The organism is Prevotella micans F0438 (assembly GCF_000243035.1).
GTDB lineage: Bacteria > Bacteroidota > Bacteroidia > Bacteroidales > Bacteroidaceae > Prevotella > Prevotella micans.
Map to the genome: position 1 here is coordinate 310,103 of NZ_JH594523.1, position 15,319 is coordinate 325,421.

Annotated in this window: 12 protein-coding genes and 1 tRNA gene; 8 read left to right on the forward strand and 5 right to left on the reverse strand. The window is 41.8% G+C overall.

Translation table 11 applies throughout. The features are described from left to right. The first annotated feature begins 13 nt into the window (after nucleotides 1-13). Nucleotides 14-769 carry a succinate dehydrogenase/fumarate reductase iron-sulfur subunit gene (locus HMPREF9140_RS09075; RefSeq protein ID WP_006953459.1) on the forward strand — a complete coding sequence of 252 codons (756 nt, stop codon included), beginning with the start codon at nucleotides 14-16 and terminating at the stop codon, nucleotides 767-769. A gap of 216 nt (nucleotides 770-985) precedes the next feature. On the opposite strand, the gene HMPREF9140_RS09080 is transcribed toward HMPREF9140_RS09075, so the two are convergent. Together HMPREF9140_RS09080 and HMPREF9140_RS09090 are read right to left on the reverse strand one after the other, a co-directional pair. After that, the gene (locus HMPREF9140_RS09080) at nucleotides 986-1,954 is read right to left on the reverse strand and encodes a DUF6261 family protein (protein WP_006953460.1); all 969 of its coding nucleotides are present in this window, start codon (nucleotides 1,952-1,954) and stop codon (nucleotides 986-988) included. 1,144 nt (nucleotides 1,955-3,098) lie between these two features. Then, nucleotides 3,099-4,079, reverse strand: a complete 981-nt coding sequence (locus tag HMPREF9140_RS09090) for a polyprenyl synthetase family protein (RefSeq protein ID WP_006953462.1) — start codon at nucleotides 4,077-4,079, stop codon at nucleotides 3,099-3,101. A gap of 89 nt (nucleotides 4,080-4,168) precedes the next feature. Here HMPREF9140_RS09090 and polA point away from each other — a divergent pair, with 89 nt between their 5' ends. Beyond that, the gene (polA, locus tag HMPREF9140_RS09095; RefSeq protein WP_006953463.1) at nucleotides 4,169-6,931 is read left to right on the forward strand and encodes a DNA polymerase I; all 2,763 of its coding nucleotides are present in this window, start codon (nucleotides 4,169-4,171) and stop codon (nucleotides 6,929-6,931) included. An 18-nt stretch (nucleotides 6,932-6,949) separates the two neighbouring features. Here polA and HMPREF9140_RS09100 read toward each other — a convergent pair whose 3' ends face one another. Then, complete coding sequence (locus HMPREF9140_RS09100; protein ID WP_006953464.1) at nucleotides 6,950-7,885, reverse strand: acyltransferase family protein; 936 nt, start codon at nucleotides 7,883-7,885, stop codon at nucleotides 6,950-6,952. 151 nt (nucleotides 7,886-8,036) lie between these two features. Here HMPREF9140_RS09100 and ychF point away from each other — a divergent pair, with 151 nt between their 5' ends. The 5 genes from ychF (at nucleotide 8,037) to HMPREF9140_RS09125 (ending at nucleotide 12,342) form a co-directional block, all read left to right on the forward strand. Continuing rightward, complete coding sequence (gene ychF, locus HMPREF9140_RS09105; RefSeq protein WP_006953465.1) at nucleotides 8,037-9,140, forward strand: redox-regulated ATPase YchF; 1,104 nt, start codon at nucleotides 8,037-8,039, stop codon at nucleotides 9,138-9,140. A gap of 12 nt (nucleotides 9,141-9,152) precedes the next feature. Continuing rightward, entirely contained in the window at nucleotides 9,153-9,977 is an 825-nt protein-coding gene (gene lgt / locus HMPREF9140_RS09110; protein ID WP_006953474.1) for a prolipoprotein diacylglyceryl transferase, read from the forward strand. 132 nt (nucleotides 9,978-10,109) lie between these two features. Then, nucleotides 10,110-10,427 (forward strand): heavy metal-binding domain-containing protein, encoded by a 318-nt coding sequence (locus HMPREF9140_RS09115; RefSeq protein ID WP_006953475.1) that lies wholly within the window; start codon nucleotides 10,110-10,112, stop codon nucleotides 10,425-10,427. A gap of 17 nt (nucleotides 10,428-10,444) precedes the next feature. After that, nucleotides 10,445-11,290, forward strand: a complete 846-nt coding sequence (locus HMPREF9140_RS09120; protein ID WP_006953476.1) for a hypothetical protein — start codon at nucleotides 10,445-10,447, stop codon at nucleotides 11,288-11,290. Further along, complete coding sequence (locus tag HMPREF9140_RS09125) at nucleotides 11,287-12,342, forward strand: C1 family peptidase (protein ID WP_006953477.1); 1,056 nt, start codon at nucleotides 11,287-11,289, stop codon at nucleotides 12,340-12,342. The genes HMPREF9140_RS09120 and HMPREF9140_RS09125 overlap by 4 nt, the downstream gene beginning before the upstream one ends. A 948-nt stretch (nucleotides 12,343-13,290) precedes the next feature. On the opposite strand, the gene HMPREF9140_RS09135 is transcribed toward HMPREF9140_RS09125, so the two are convergent. Both HMPREF9140_RS09135 and HMPREF9140_RS09140 read right to left on the reverse strand, forming a co-directional pair. Continuing rightward, a complete protein-coding gene (locus HMPREF9140_RS09135; RefSeq protein WP_006953479.1) occupies nucleotides 13,291-14,079 on the reverse strand; it encodes an ADP-ribosylglycohydrolase family protein in 789 nt (262 codons plus the stop codon). 64 nt (nucleotides 14,080-14,143) lie between these two features. After that, a tRNA-Arg gene (locus tag HMPREF9140_RS09140) sits at nucleotides 14,144-14,215 on the reverse strand. Between the two features lie 212 nt (nucleotides 14,216-14,427). On the opposite strand from HMPREF9140_RS09140, the gene HMPREF9140_RS09145 reads away from it, so the two are divergent. Beyond that, nucleotides 14,428-15,210, forward strand: a complete 783-nt coding sequence (locus tag HMPREF9140_RS09145) for a GIN domain-containing protein (protein ID WP_018572322.1) — start codon at nucleotides 14,428-14,430, stop codon at nucleotides 15,208-15,210. Nucleotides 15,211-15,319: the final 109 nt, after the last annotated feature.

Below are 15,319 nucleotides of genomic sequence, written 5' to 3' on the forward strand. Positions count from 1 at the left end.
GGAATAACGAACAATGGATAAAAACATATCATTCACTTTGAAGGTTTGGCGCCAGAACGGTCCGAAAGAAAAAGGACATTTCGACACGTTCGACATGAAAGATATTCCCGGCGACACCTCCTTCCTCGAAATGCTCGACATTCTAAACGAGCAACTCATCGAAGACAACAAAGAACCCTTCGTTTTCGACCACGATTGTAGAGAAGGAATATGCGGCATGTGCTCGCTCTACATCAACGGACACCCGCATGGACCTGGTCAAGGAGCAACCACATGTCAGCTCTACATGCGCAAATTCAGCGACGGCGACATCATAACGGTTGAACCCTGGCGCTCGGCCGGTTACCCGGTAATAAAGGATTGTATGGTCGACCGTTCTGCATTCGACAAGATAATTGCCGCCGGAGGTTACACTTCGGTTCGTACAGGTCAGGCGCAGGATGCTAACAACATTCTAATTTCGAAGCCCGACGCAGATGAGGCTATGGATTGTGCCACATGTATAGGCTGCGGTGCCTGCGTTGCAGCTTGCAAGAATGGTTCCGCGATGCTCTTCGTTTCGTCGAAAGTGAGCCAGCTGGCTTTACTTCCGCAAGGAAAACCCGAGGCCGCACGTCGTGCAAAAGCAATGGTGATGAAAATGGAAGAGTTAGGCTTCGGAAATTGCACGAATACTCGTGCCTGCGAAGCTGAATGCCCGAAAAATGAGTCGATAGCAAACATTGCGCGATTGAATCGTGAATTCATTAAGGCGAAGTTTGCCGATTAAGAATACAAGTTTGCGATTATTTGTCAGGCGTGGTTGTCTGCAATAATCAATTCTTGTTTTATTGAGTTGGTTTTGTCCCGTGATTCTTAACTGAATCACGGGATTTTTAGTATCTAAATGGCAAGCTGAGAGCTCGAGTCAGTTTATTTTAGTGTTAATCGATGAGCTACGAGCTCGAGTCAGTGTATTTTAATGCTAACTGGCGAATAACGAGTTCTATTCATCTTCGCGAGGAATATCGGGTTTATTTTCCTTCTCGTGCTTTCCGCCCTTGCTGTGTTTTGGCGGTTCGGGAGCTTCCAAAAGTCTATCTTTGTCTACAACCACCCAGTTAATCTTAGATTTATCTTTTCCGGCCATTAACTGATACACATACTTTCCTTCTTCGTTTTTTCCTTTTCTTCCTGTGTATGTTAGAGTGCCTAATGCAAGTTTTTTAGCTACTTCGAAGGCTGTGATGAGTTTCTTAAGTTTGCGTTCTTCGGCTGTTTTCTGCGGAAGAACTTCATGTTTAAATCTGTAGATTAACTCGTTCATGAACAAGATGAATCCGTCGTAGTCGGATGTTCCGTCGACTTCTATGAACGCGTTGATTTTTCTCACGATTGCCAGATACGCGTTATCGGTTACTTTTCTTGACAGCTTGAGTGCATTTTTTGTTCCCGACGATTTTTCGTGGTCGCGAAGATAAACTGTTTTACGAACCTTTTCGTTAGCAGTTTTCAAGTTATTAACGAACAGATTCAGTTGCAGGAAATTTATTTCGCCCATATACTTGGATTCCAAATCTTCCAGGAAATTAGAGAGGATACCGGTTTTTCTATCGAGCTGCATGCGTTCAATTTTTCCGTAGTCAATTATGTGTTGCCATAGTGTATCGGCTGCATTCTTTTGAGCTCCTTCGGGGAAATTACGGAAATTTTTCACACCTGCTCTATAGCCTCTATAGTAGACGTCGCGCTCTTTGTCTGCTTTTCTAATCACATCGCTTTGAGAGTTCTTTCTACTTTTTACGAGGTTAGCGTTTTCGTTTGCAACTGCTGCAATTAGCGCGTCAACCTGATCTTTAAGTTTGGCGTAGACTTTAGCATCGTCTTTAGCTTTTTCTGCAGCTGACTGCATAAAATTGTAATGAGCGCCATTATTAATGGCGGTCAAACTAATAATAGAAATTTCTTTAGCCATAATCTAAGATTTTATGTTGTTAATATTCTATATAAAGTAATTGATTCAAGTTGATTATTAGATCAAACTATTCTGTTTGCGAAAATATGTAATATCTGCTTATGTGTCTAATGATAGAGGCGGATTGGTGTGTTTTTTAACAAATGATAAGTTTTCTGGCCGTTAAATCGTAGTCTAGACATGAATATTTCTTATTCTATTCTATCTTTTGTGTTTTACATCTTACGACATTTTATTTATATGGTTAGCGAGTATTTTTTTTCTTGAGCAAACTTTTCCGATTCATCAGAGGGGTTTTTTATTATTGAATAAATGATAAGTACTGAAAATAGTATGTTTTTACTCTTTATGAAATGACAAGCACAGGAAAGAGGGAGTTTTTATTCTTGATAAAATGACAAATGCTGGGCAGAGGGATTTTTTTGTTTGCGTGAATTGCAATATTAAAAACGAGGGTATTTTTTTAACTCCGTAAGTTGTGCGGTTAAAAAAGCAGGTATTTCTTTAACGGATACATTTTATCAAGAAGAAAAAAATGCTCGGATGAGCTTTCGTAACTTTAGCAAGAAAGAGAATGTTCTGATAATTAACTTTGCAATTTTATCTCTTAAATATGGAACGAGTTTTTTAATGGTTCGATTCGTTTGGTTAAAGAATCTGCAGTTTCACTTGCGGGAACTCTTTATTCAGGCTTCTAATTGTCTAAAAAAGAATAACTACTGTGTTAACAGCAAATCTTTAATGTGTTTTCAGGTGAATTAGATTACGATTATATATAACGATATGTTTTAAAGGTCGACAAAAAGTTGTGAGCTTTGAAATGCCTGGTTCAAAGGTATATAAAATATATCAAGTAAAGAAATGCCGTGTTTAGAGATTAATAAAAAATACAGTGTATAGATGGAGTTTGTTTATTGCTCGATATGATATATTCGGTTGTGAATTGTGCGGTTTTAAGGTCGATAGAATGTATTGAGTTTTGGATGGTGTGGTTTATGTTAGTATGGATTATATTGAGATTGTCGGTGCATGGTTTATGGCTCGATTGTGTGTATCGAGCCTTAAATTGGTGTATTAAAGAATTGGATGGGATGTTGTTAGTTGCGAAACGTGTCGCAGGAGGCTGAATAAGGCTGCGTGTGGATTAATTGCGCCGGTCGATGATAAAATCCAGGTAGGCTTTTAGAGAATCGCCTATAGGGCCTTTTTGCGCGTATTTTTCGATGAATTCCATGGCTCGCTTGTGATATAGATACATTTGATTACGTGCATACTCTATGCCGCCTTTTTCTTTGGTGAATGTTACGAGCTGTTCTATTTCTTTTGCCGATACGGTGTTATTTTTTACTTTACCGGCTATGTTGTTCATCAGTTCGTTTTGTTCGCTTTTGAGGGCAAATATGGCTGGCAGTGTTAGTTTTCCTTCCAGCATGTCGTTGCCGGCAGGTTTACCGGTCTCGCTTTCGGAGTCATAGTAATCGAAGATGTCGTCGCGAATCTGGAACATTATTCCGAGGTTATGTCCGAAGTTTCGTGCTGCTTCAACTATTTCGGGGTTTGCTCCTGCCGATTCGGCTCCTATTTCGGCGCAGGCAGCGAAGAGTGCTGCTGTTTTGCGGTTGATTATTTCGTAGTATGTACTTTCTTCGATGTTTCGGTTACTGATATTTGTTAGTTGGAGTATCTCTCCGTCGCTTAGTGTTCGCCCGAGTTGTGCCAGCATTCTAACGATTGTGTCGCTCTTTGTATAACTTACGTAAAGCAATGCTGTAGACAGGATGAAGTCGCCTACAAGAACGGCAGCTTTATTATCGTATGCTGCGTTCACGCTAGCTTGTCCCCTCCTCTCTCCGCTTTCATCTACTACATCGTCGTGTACAAGCGATGCTGTGTGCAGCAGTTCGAGTCCTACGGCAGCGTTTTGAGTTGTTAGTGTTACTTTTCCGAAGTTTTTAGCAATTAGGAGAATCAAAATTGGTCGCATTCGTTTTCCGCCTCTGTTTTTTATATGCTTCAAAGCTTGTTGAAGGAGTCCGTTATTGTGGCTTAGCGATTCTTCGAATATTTCGATGAAACGACAAAGTTCTGATTCTATTGGTTTGCGAATTAGAGAAAGACTATCCATTGGGAGTTAATTTTGAGCCAAAATTAATTATAATACATGAGAGTGAGCTTGTTTTTAGTAATTTTACGCCTAAATTCAATCTATCCATTATGTCGAAACTCTTTTTAATAGACGCTTATGCGCTTATTTATCGTTCTTACTACGCTTTTATTAAAAACCCTCGTATTAACTCGAAAGGCGATAATACTTCGGCTGTATTAGGTTTTTGCAATACTCTGCACGAAGTTTTGACGAAGGAAAAACCTACGCATATTGCGGTTGCGTTCGATTATGGTAAAACATTTCGTCACGAACGCTTTCCAGACTATAAAGCACAACGCGAAGAAACTCCAGAAGATATAAAACGTTCGGTTCCTATTATTAAAGAAATTCTGGAAGCAATGCATGTGCCTGTGCTTCAGGTAGATGGTTTTGAGGCCGATGATGTGATAGGAACGCTTGCCGTGAAATTTTCGAACGAAGGAATTGCAACTTATATGCTTACGCCAGATAAGGATTACGGTCAACTGGTGCGTGAGAATGTGTATATGTTTCGTCCACGTCATGGCGGTGGGTATGAAATGCTCGATGAATCGGCGATTGAAAAGAAATACGGAATTGAGAGTACAACACAGGTTATCGACTTACTTGCACTGATGGGCGATAGTGCCGATAATTTTCCGGGCTGTCCCGGCGTTGGTGAGAAAACGGCCGTGAAACTTATAGCTCAGTTCGGCTCGATTGAGAATATGCTGCAAAATACCGAGCAAATAGCTGGGAAGTTGAGAGAAAAAGTTGAAAACGCAAAAAGCGACATTGAGCTGTCTAAGTTTCTTGCAACTATTCGTACCGATGTGCCAATCGATGTGAAGCTCGATGAAATGAAAATAACTGAACCAGATGCTGAGAAGCTTAAGAAAATTTTCATCGAACTTGAATTTCGTACAATGTACAATAAATTCGTTGGCAGGAACCTCTCAAATCTCGCTCAGCAAAAGGATGAACTTAATCTCTTTGCAGAATATACCGGGAATGAGCCGGATGAACAAAAAGAAAAGCATTACGACACAATTAAAACTACGCCACATAATTATAAACTCGTTGATAGTGAGGAAGAAGCTCGTGCTCTTTTTGACTTTTTAATTACAAAGCGTTCTATTAGTCTAGACACTGAAACAACTTCTCTCTCTGCAATCGACGCAGAGTTGGTAGGTTTGAGCTTTGCTTGTGAAGAAGGTGAGGCTTTCTACGTTTCTATTCCGCCTGAACGTAACGAGGCCGAAAAACGAGTAAAAATTTTCAAGCCTCTCTACGAAAATGAAGAGATTGAAAAAATTGGGCAAAACATAAAATACGATTATGAGGTGTTGCGCAATTATGGAATAACCATCCGTGGCGAGTTCTTTGATACAATGATTGCACACTACGTTATCCAACCCGAGTTGAGGCATAATATGGATTATCTGGCCGAAACGTTGCTCGGTTACAAAACAATACACATCGACGAGCTCATAGGACCTAAAGGTAAGAATCAAAAAAATATGCGCAGCCTCTCCCCTACCGAGGTTTGCGATTATGCTTGCGAAGATGCCGACATAACGCTGCGTTTGAAGAACGTGCTAAAAGATAAATTAAAGAAATCTGGAGCTGACGAGTTGTTCAGAAAAATCGAGATGCCTCTTATTCCTGTTCTTGCTGAAATGGAAATCAATGGCGTCTGCCTCGACACTGAAGCGCTCAATGAAACGTCGCGAATATTCAACGAACGAATGAACGGCTACGAACAAAATATTTATGAGCTTGCAGGTGAGAGTTTCAATATATCAAGTCCAAGGCAAGTTGGGAATATACTGTTCGGTAAGCTGCAAATAGTTGACAAGCCGAAAAAAACTCGCACCGGACAATATGTAACTAACGAGGAGGTTCTGCAAAGCCTCAAAGCAAAGCATCCGATAGTGGAAAATATTCTTGCATACAGAGGGATGAAAAAACTTCTTAGTACGTACATCGATGCTCTTCCTAAACTTATAAATAAACGCACGGGCAGAATACATACGTCGTTCAATCAAGCTGCAACTTCTACCGGACGTTTGTCGTCGAGCGAACCAAATCTGCAAAATATTCCGGTCAGAACCGATGATGGAAAGGAAATACGCAAATGTTTTATACCCGAAAAAGGTTGTTTGTTCTTTTCCGCAGATTACAGTCAGATAGAACTTCGCATTATGGCACATCTTTCAGAAGATCCAAATATGATTGAGGCATTTCGTAATAACATAGATATTCACAAGGTCACTGCAGCTAAAATTTGGCATGAAAATATCGACGATGTCACAGAAACGCAACGCAAGAAGGCCAAGCAAGCTAATTTTGGTATAATCTATGGTATTACGACGTTCGGGCTTGCGCAGCGAATGGGAATTTCGAACTTGGAGGCTCGAAAAATAATTGACGGATACTTCAATACCTATCCTAAGGTTCGAGAATTTATTGATAAGTCGATAAAAGATGCTCGAAAGAAAGGATATGTTGAAACCTTGTTTAATCGTAAACGTTATCTGCCCGATATAAATAGTCATAATGCAACCGTGCGCGGTTTCGCCGAACGCAATGCTATCAATGCTCCAATACAAGGTTCGGAAGCCGATATAATAAAAGTTGCGATGATAAATATCCAACAAAGATTTGAACGCGAAAATATACGTTCAAAAATGATTCTTCAGGTTCACGATGAATTGAATTTTTCAGTTATTCCGGAAGAAAAGAACTTGGTGGAAAATATCGTGCTCGAAGAGATGCAACGCGCTTATGAATTAAATGTACCACTCGTTGCCGACGCCGGTTGGGGCAATAATTGGTTGGAAGCACATTAAAAACAATTGATTCATAACTCAACGCAAAAATTTCTTTCGTGCAAAAATGTACGAAAGATTGGTTGCATCGAGGACACGAGCAATTAGCAGAGAGCCGAACACGCTAAAAAATATCGTAATGATAATGAATGCAAAACCTGTTGAATCCCATGTAAAAAAGCGAAGATAGTACTTGCTTGAAAGCGTAAAAATCGGATGGAAAAGAAAAATTGGCAGTGTGTTCATGCCCAGATTAGAGAAAGCTGATTTTGCACGTGTGCCGAGCTTGCAAAAACACCACGAGCTGAAAGATAAGAAACAAAATACCGACGCAAATACCGCAATATCGGCCCAATCGCGGTGACGGCCGAAAATAATCAATGCAATAAATGGTAATATAGCGTAAGGCGTGGGGCGAAAAACGGCAGAATAATCGCAACGCGTTTGACGAAGAATAGTTCCGATGAAATAGTAAACCACCGTTTGAATGCTTATAATAGGCAGCACGAACGAAAGAACAGTCAACAGAAAGCCGAATACAGCGAATCGAGCAAAGAGATTGTTACCGAGAAATGGAATACACTTAAACGAGATGTAAAATACCGTGCTGCACACTAGCATAACATAAAAGAACCAGTAAGGCCCTATTGATGAAACAAAAATACGTTCGGCAAACTGCGAAACGGATAGTTCGGTTATCCTGTCGCGCACAGGAAGATAATATGATAGCAGTGAAAAGCTCGATACCATTACAACATAAGGAACTGCTATGCGTAGAAGATAGCCGCAAAACGCGCAAGGTGTTTTCTCGATGTTTGTTAGATAACCAGTTATTAGTAAGAACGAAGGCATCATAAAGGAGAGTATAATAGATTTTGTTTCTGGATAAAGCTCTCCGAAATGAACTATATGTATTAGCACAACCATCAAGATTAGTAATGCGCGGGCGAAATTTATTTCTTCGTGTAGTTTCATGTTGTTTTTGATTTCGATTGGTTGCAAATTTACAAAAATCGAGCTCTTAATGGCTCAAAATATGCGCGTTAGCCGTATGTAATGCGTTTTGCCTCTGCCGTGAAATATTCTTACTTTTGCATTACAGAGAAACAAAAGAAATCAAAATATTATGTCTTTAAAATGTGGTATAGTTGGTTTACCAAATGTCGGCAAATCAACACTTTTCAACTGTTTGAGCAGTGCAAAAGCACAAGCAGCCAACTTTCCGTTTTGCACCATAGAACCAAATCTTGGAACTATAACCGTACCCGATGAACGTTTAAATAAATTGGCCGAACTCGTAAATCCCGGACGAATAGTTCCTGCAACTTGCGAGATTGTCGACATAGCTGGGTTAGTTAAAGGCGCAAGTCGCGGCGAAGGTCTGGGCAACAAGTTCCTTGGGAATATTCGTGAGTGCGATGCTATCATACATGTTGTTCGATGCTTTGACGACGATAATGTTGTTCGTGAGGGTGGTTCGGCAGTGAATCCAATTGAGGATAAAGAAATCATCGACACAGAGCTTCAACTGAAAGATTTGGAGACAATAGATGCGCAGTTAACAAAACAACAAAAAGCAGCCAACGCCGGAAATAAGGAAGCAAAGGTTGCCGTTAAAGTTTTGGAAGCTTATAAGGCTGTTCTTGAACAGGGAAAAAATGCACGAAGTGTTTCGTTCGACAGTAAGGAAGAGCAGCAAGCAGCACATAATCTTTTTTTGCTCACAACGAAGCCGGTACTTTATGTTTGCAACGTTGACGAGCAAAGCGCAGTTAGCGGAAATGATTACAGCCGTCAGATTGAAGCCGTTGCAGCCAATGAAGGTGCAGAAACAATGACCATAGCTGCTAAGACTGAAGAAGAAATTGCATCGCTCGAAAACTACGAGGATAAGAAGTTGTTTCTCGATGAACTCGGTCTCGGCGAAAGCGGCGTTAATCGATTAATTAACAAGGCCTATCATCTGCTCGATTTGCAAACGTTTATAACTGCGGGAGAAATGGAAGTTAAGGCTTGGACTTTCCGTAAAGGTTGGAAGGCTCCACAATGCGCTGGAGTTATTCACACCGATTTCGAGAAAGGTTTTATTCGCGCCGAGGTTATTAAATATTCTGATTATGTTGAATATGGCTCGGAAACAGCCGTACGCGAAGCTGGCAAACTGCGAATCGAGGGAAAAGAATATGTCGTTGAAGACGGCGACATTATGCACTTTAGGTTTAATGTTTAAAACAAAATATCGATGAATCTGCTCTATATCTATTGGCAGCCTAGTGAATATTTAATTCATCTAGGCACGTTTGGCGTTCGGTGGTATGGTCTCTGTTGGGTAACCGGCCTAGCCTTGGGTTTCTTTCTTATGCGCTGGCTATATAAGCGGCACAAATACCCCGATGCAAAGTTTGAACCTCTCTTTTTGTATGTTTTCTTCGGAGTACTAATTGGCGGACGCTTAGGTCACTGCTTGTTCTATGAACCAAGTTATTTCCTCGGTTCGTGGGATGGTTTTGTAGAGATGTTTATTCCTATGAGACATCTTCAGGACGGTACGTGGAAGTTTGTAGGTTATCAAGGTCTCGCTTCGCACGGAGGAGTTTTCGGAATGTTATTGGGCTTAGTACTTTACATCCGACGGTCGAAAATGCCTGCATGGGTTGTTCTCGACTTTATGGGAATATGCTCGTGTATTACAGCAACATTTATTCGACTTGGAAACCTCATGAACTCCGAAATTATCGGGAAAACTACCGATCTACCTTGGGCATTCGTTTTCTTGAAGGTTGACTCGCAACCCAGACATCCCGGACAATTATATGAAGCTCTGGCTTATTTGATTTTCTTCGTGGTTATTTTGCTTATCTATCGTCGTAACAGTGCTAAAGTTGGCTCGGGTTTATTCTTTGGTTTGTGTCTTACGCTTGTTTTCAGTTTCCGTTTTTTAATTGAATTCACGAAAGAGGTTCAGGAGTCGTTCGAAAATTCATTACCTCTCGACATGGGGCAGCTTTTGAGTATTCCGCTTATAGCTTTCGGGGTGTGGGCAATCGTTCGGAGCAGAAAAATCTAGCTCTCCCCCACCCTATTTTGTTTTCGCACCAAAATTCTCAGTTGTGACTTTGAAGTTTTTAATCGAAAAATGCACAATATATCGTCCAGACGAAGCGTTGAGAGCTGCGTATAATTTAAATAATAAAACATCATGTTATTAACAACAACACCGACCATCCAGGGTCAAGAAATCAAAGAGTATCTAGGCATAGTAACTGGCGAGACCATCATCGGAGCAAATTTCATGAAGGATTTTCTTGCGGGAATACGAGACATTATCGGCGGACGAAGCGGTTCGTATGAGAAAGTTCTTCGCGAAGGAAAAGAAACCTCGCTGAAAGAGCTTGAAGAGCGCGCGCAGCAAATGGGAGCAAACGCAGTTGTAGGTATCGACTTAGACTACGAAACCGTTGGTGCGCAAGGTTCAATGCTAATGGTAACCTGTTCGGGAACAGCCGTGAAAATTTAATTCGAGAGGAAAGCCGCATGAAATTAGATTTCCGAATCTATTTGGCTTTAATTACAACCATTATGTCCCTTACCGCATCAGCGCAAGGGACTTTTTTTCTTTCTTATAGTAATAACTGTTCCGTAGAAAAACCGAATGCTTTAATAACTCTTCAAAAGCCTGACGGCAGTATATCTACGCTTGTCGATGAGTTGAAAGGAGTATATCAACAAGATTCTCTGCCATGTGAACATGGGAAATATTCACTCCTCACTGTTATCAGAACAAAATATTGTGGCAACGATTCATTGAGACGTTCTTTCACAGTTAATGAAAAAGAATTTGTGGATTGCAGAGTCACGCTAGAACACAATGTAAAGGATAGATATGCCTCGCAATGCAATGATTCTATTTTTGAATGCGATATTGAAATAACGAAACTACATGAGAAGGAGGATGGTGTAAACATTCGCTTTATTAAATACAATGATGATAGAGACGCCGATGTTCCCGGTCCATTGTTCATCATAAAAAATAACACTCGAGATACTTTGTGCGGTGAGTGGCTACCCGGTTATTTTTGGGGAGCGGTTGCAAGGATAGATAAAGGGAAGCGTTTGTTCTATAAAGTTGGCTACTTGTGTTCAAGTTGGGTCGATTCACCGCCGCTATATCCTGATTCTATAAAATACTCATGGATTGGGAGTTTAGGAAATATTCTCCGTCCAGGGAGGTATCGTTACAGAGTTAGATATTACAAGAAGGGCAATAAAACAGATGAAAATAAATCGGAAACAAAAGAGCAAGCAGATTTCAGGTGGTTTGCACGTTTAGACGAATTGTATTCGATTTACTGTGACTTTGAAGTGAAGGAGGTAAAATGAGAAAGCTCTGTTTGGTGTGTGTCGTCTCTATCGTTATTTTATCGAGCTGCGGAAGGGAGCGCGATAAAATTGCGCAGTCGAAAACGGAGTCGAAAATAGTTTTTCGCGACGAGGTTAGGCTTAAAACAACTCCGGTTAAGAATCAAGGCAGCAGTTCGCTTTGTTGGGTCTATGCTATGCTCGCCACAATCGAAACCGAACATTTGATGTTGGGCGATTCGGTTAATCTCAGTGCCGATTATATTGCTCGCTGTTTCATCTCCGAACAGGCAGCCCGAAGATTACTTTCCAACAACGAATCGAACACCACAACGCGCGGTATGGCAGGCATGGCAATCGATTTGCTCGAAACTAACGGACTTCATCATTACGACGCTTATCATCTGAAGCAAACAGTAGATTATGGCGTTCTATGCAGAAAAATAGACTGCATAACAACTGCTCCGGCACGAAATAATTTCAATCAACGAATGGACGCAGTAAACGAGTTATTGGACAAAAGCATTGGATTCCTCCCGCGAAAGGTTTTCTTTCGCAGCGCCATCTACACGCCTTATGAGTTCGCCAGAAGCGTGTGCAGAAAGGACGAATATCTAGGTTTAACCAGTTTCACCCATCATCCTTTCGGCGAGCGGTTCGCCATCGAACTTCCCGACAACTATTTCCACAACACTTTCCTAAACATTCCTTTAGATTCGATGATGATGATTGTTGAAAACAGCCTCCGCGCAGGTCATCCGGTGTGTTGGGAGGGCGATGTGAGCGAGCCCGGCTTTTCGTTCGCTAAAGGAATAGCCATCCTACCTAAGGGCACAAAATGCAATCAAACTACCCGACAAAAAGCATTTGAAAACAAAAGTACAACCGACGACCATTGCATGTCGATTATCGGTTTGGCCCGCGACGCTAACGGAACAAAGTATTTTATCTGCAAAAACAGTTGGGGAGAATCGAATCCCTACGGCGGTTTCATGTATTTAAGCCACGATTATGTGAAACTAAAAACGATAGCACTCTATGTTCAATCAAACCAAATTGGATTTAGAATGTAAGTTCGGTTTAGATGTGCCGCCGATAACCTTGCTTTTAATCATGAGAATAAAATTTACCCCCTAAAACGATTGTTCAAAACAGGAAACTTTTTATTTCGAAGGGAAATAATACATTATACTGGCTGGCAGAACCTCTGCCGAGACAAATACCCGAAGGCGCGAGGCTGGCAGAATCTCTGCCGGGAAGAATCCGGAAGGCGCGGGGCTGGCAGAATCTCTGCCGGGAAGAATCCGGACAGCGCGGAGCTGGCAGAGCCTCTGCCGGGAGGAATCCAGACAGCGCGGAGCTGGCAGAACCTCTGCCGGGAAGAATACAGAAGGCGCGGAGCTGGCAGAACCTCTGCCGGGAAGAATCCTGACGGCGCAGGTCTGGCAGAGCCTCTGCCGGGACAAATCCTGACTGCGCGGGGTTGGCAGAACCTCTGCCGAGAGGAATCAACGTGGATTCGGACAGACACGGGGTCTGTCCCTACATGAGGGGGCAAATCAATGTGGGTGGCGGACAGAAAATCACCTCTCGGAATCTGTCCCTACATACGGGAACGAATCAATGTGGGTATCGGACGGACAGCAAATCACCCCTCGGGGTTCTGTCCCTACATGAGGGGGCGAATCAATGTGTGGGCATTCTAATATTTCATTTATCATTACCTCGGGCCAACTCGGGCGGGAACGACCGCATGTAGGGACAGACCCCGTGTCTGTCCGCCCCCTCCGTCCGACAAGGACGGAATAAACACGTCATCCGAAAAACCACGAACGATTGTGCATGCATCCGACTCCCAAGGGACGGTCGGACAGACACGGGGAAGAATCCACGTGGGTATCGGACAGACACGGGGTCTGTCCCTACATGCGGGAACGAATCAATGTGTGTATCGGGCGGACTGCAAATCACCCCCTCGGGGTCTGTCCGCCCCCTCTCAATCTGGCAAAAACAATTTAACCTTATATGATATGCTTATCGGAATAAAACTGGTCGAGAATGTTAAGCATATCTGTCGGAAGATAGACCATTGCACGGTCGATAATCTCATACGGTATTTGGTAATAAGCCTCAGCAACAGCCCCGGCTATACAGGCTTTAGTATCGGTGTCGCCGTCGCAAAGTACAGCTATTCTGATTGTGTCTTCAAACGAGTTTGAATTGATGAAACAGCGTAAGGCCATCGGAACAGTTTCCTGACAGGTGGAATCGAAATGACCTTCAGCTCCGAGTTTCATTATGTCTCTTAAACGCGGAAGTTCATATCCATAGAATTTCTTCACTTTACACTCTACTTCACTCTTGGTGAATCGCATGTATTTAAGCCAGTGTATAACCTCGGCTATACATTCGGCACCTTTAATTCCTTCGGGATGATTATGAGTCGGTTCGGCCGATTTACGAGCTTCGGCCACTACATCTTCCCATTCGGTAAAGAGCCATCCAATCGGACTCACTCGCATTGCAGCACCGTTTCCGTATGAATTCATCGGTTCATGATCAGGTGAGTTGAGCCACTGAAGAAACATACTACCGTATCCGCCACCCATTGGGTTGGGATAACGATGACACCAATCGAGCAGCGCATCACGATAGGTTCTTCGATTGAGTACGGCATCAGCAATTGCAATGGTGCATACAGTATCGTCGGTAAACGAACATTCATCAGTGAAAAGTTCGAAATCACGCTTCGGTGCTTCGCCGAATTCGAATCGTGAGCCAACAATATCGCCAATTATTGCTCCTATCATGATTTGTTGCAGTTTAAAAAGACTATCGGATTGTTTTTCTTTTCTCGCGGTAAATCATCGTTTGTACTCCGACCGGGAATCGAACCCGGATCAAAGGTTTAGGAAACCTCCGTTCTATCCATTGAACTATCAGAGCATATGACGATTTTATGTTTGCAAAGATAGAGCTTTTCTCCATCATAATGCCAGAGCTAAAAGAGATAAGCCTAAGCCGCCATTTACCGAAAGGGAAAGAAAAACGACAGTACCAAAAATTCGTTATCTTTTATGAAAGTAACATTGCTTATTCTGGACGACATGGGGTATTGGATAACTTTGCAACACGTATATTTAAAACATTATGTAAAGATGAAAAGATTGTTTTTAAGTCAAATTGCGCTAGCCGTCTGCCTGGTGGGCTGTGTGGCTGGCAATGGAGATAATCATATTGGAAAAATAAACCATAAGGATGTAATTGGAAATAAAGAAAATCATACGATTGGATATTTCCATGGTTTAGAGGTCAACGGAAAATTTAACGTCCACTTCGTAGAAGGCAAAGTACATAAAGTTAGTTTCAGTAATCCCAGTCAGGCAAGTTTTAGAATCGAAGAAAGCGAACTGAAGATTAGATCGAAACATGGCATTAGAGTTCCGATTGATGTTTATATCACCGCCCCACAGATATCCGAAATAGAGCTCAATGGTACAATTAACTTCAAAGCAAAGAATATTCATGCATCGAAGCTCGATATAGATACAAAGGGCACTGTGAATGTAGACGTGGAGAAGATTTCGGTTACATCGTTCGATTTCGATAACGACGGTACAGTGAACTTCAATGCTAACGTTGACGCAATGAAAGCCGAATTCGATAACGAAGGAACATGTAAATTGAATATTGCCGTAAGCGCACAGAACATGGAACTTTCCAACAGCGGAACACAAACAGTTAATCTTGATTTCAAAGGCCTAAACTTGATACTGGATAATAAGGGTATAAATAATATAAACGCCGTTCTGGATTGCAACACCGTATCGGGCTCAAACTTTGGAACTAGTAAGATAGTTCTTTCAGGTAAAGCCAAAGAAGTGAATATCCATCCCGACAACTCAACGTTTATCGACACTACAAAACTGAATATTGAATAAAGGATAATTTTAGACTGATTATTCTCATTACAACAGGCTCTCTAAATTAAATTGAGAGTCTGTTTTTTTTGTTAATAGTTACTTTTGCACGCAAACAAAGACCAGAGGT